Here is a 1893-nt window from a genome sequence, read left to right as displayed (position 1 = left end):
GGGAAGACGACCTCTTCCTCGAAGCGGTGGCACTCGCGCAGCAGCGGCAAGAGGTCGGCCGCCATGGCGAGGCACTGGAGCCGGTCGACGCGCGATGGCAGGTCGTCGGCGATGCCTTCGAGCATGTGGCAGAGCGCGAGCTTCTGCATATGCGCCCGCCGCATATCTGCCGGGCTGTGCAGCGGCTCCGGCTCGGCGCTCGTCATGATAGCTCCTCCGTCACGCCCGGGCTCAAGGCGGGTTGCTGCTCGACGGCAACAGGATCGGGAACATCGCCAGCCCACCGTGGCAATTGCCGTCGCGACGCCGAGGAAGAAAGTCGGACATGGAGCATCCTTTCTGGACATCGCCTCATAGCGCGACACGAATGCTGGAGACTTGACCTGAATCAACTCATGTCCTCCTCGCCTGTGCGAGAAGCGGGCCATGAAAACGCAGGTCGTTCCCGCACCGGTTCCTGATTCCGCCGCCGCGACGCCCGGTACCTTTCAGTCGCTTTCCGCCGCCCAGGGACTGGCAAGGCGTGGATTGCGCGGTCTTCTCGCCTTGCAGGCGGTCCGCACCGTGCTCAGGCTCGGCGTCGCCGCGACGGCGGCGATGGCCGCCGGCCGGCTCGTGATGGGCGAGACGGTCGATCCATGGCTCGTCGCCGGGATGATCGCGCTGCTCGCGGCCACATGCCTCGCCGGATTCGCCGCCGAAAGGATGCAGGCTTCCGCGGAAAACGCCATGTCGACGCGACTGCGGGCGCTCGCGAGCGAGCGACTGGGCAAGATGCCGGCGCGGCAGCTGCAGTCGCTCTCGACAGGGGCCTTGATCGTCTCGATGCAGCGCCATCCGGAGGCGATCGCCGCACTGGTGGTGGGCCATCGTGCCGCCACGGCCATGATGGCGGCCGGGCCATTGCTCGCTGCCATCGCGCTTTGCTTCGTCTCCTGGCAGGCCGCGCTGCTGGTCATCTGCCTGACGCCGGTCATGATCCTGTTCTTCGCGCTGGTGGGCAATGCGATCCGCCGGCGCGCCGACGCCCAGGAGTGTGCCTTCGGCCGGCTGGCGGGCCAGTTCGCCGACCGCGTCCGCACGCTGCCCACAATTCTTGCCAACCACGCGACGGCAAGCGAGGAGGCAAAACTCGGCCATCGCCTGGAGGGCTACGCGGGCGAGACGATCGGTCTGCTGCGTATAGCCTTTGCCAATGCCGGGATCATCGACTTCTTCGCCTCGCTCTCGATTGCGATCCTCGCCATCCTCCTCGGCCTGGGGCACCTGAAGCTTGCGACGATCCCCGGCTTCTCCAATCTCGAGCTCTGGCAGAGCCTGTTCATCCTGATGATCGCGCCGGAATATTTCGCACCATTCCGCCGCTTCTCGGAGCAGTACCATGCCAAGGCGGAAGGGTTGGCGGCTGCCACCGCGCTGGACCGGCTGCTCGGCGCCGAACCGATCGCGTCGACGACCTTGCCGGTGCTCGACCGGTTGCGCCTGACATTGCCTGCACATGGCCTCGTCGCCATCGTCGGTCCGAGCGGATCGGGCAAATCGACGCTTCTGCGCCGTCTCGCCGGGCTCGAGCCGGGCGCCATGCCGAAGCCGGGAACCCGTCCGCTGGCCGCTGGGGAGATCGCCTGGGTTTCGACGGATGCCTACGTGCCCGAAGGAACGTTGTCGGAGGCTATTTCGTGGAATGGCGGCGCGCTGGACCGGAGCCGGCTGGAAAATGCCGCGCGCGCGATCGGGCTGCTCGACGACGCCCTGCTGCCAGGCGGTCTCGATGCAAGGCTGGACAAGGGCGGCGCCAATCTTTCGGGCGGCCAGCGGCTTCGCATCGCCATCGCCCGCGCGCAACTTTTCGGACGGACCGTGCTGGCCGACGAGCCGACGGCAAAACTCGAC

1 protein-coding gene and 1 pseudogene are annotated in these 1893 nt (G+C 67.4%); one reads left to right on the top strand and one right to left on the bottom strand.

Going from position 1 to position 1893, the window contains the following annotated elements; genetic code table 11:
• Positions 1-206: pseudogene (locus tag EOA27_RS34475) on the bottom strand (hypothetical protein); the annotation flags it as partial.
• 220 nt (positions 207-426) lie between these two features.
• On the opposite strand from EOA27_RS34475, the gene EOA27_RS34470 reads away from it, so the two are divergent.
• Positions 427-1893 (top strand): ATP-binding cassette domain-containing protein (locus EOA27_RS34470; RefSeq protein ID WP_127258508.1); only part of this gene is annotated, 1467 nt, incomplete at its 3' end.

This window comes from Mesorhizobium sp. M2A.F.Ca.ET.037.01.1.1 (assembly GCF_003998075.1).
Lineage (GTDB): Bacteria > Pseudomonadota > Alphaproteobacteria > Rhizobiales > Rhizobiaceae > Mesorhizobium.
This window is presented reverse-complemented; position numbering and strand designations above follow the sequence as displayed.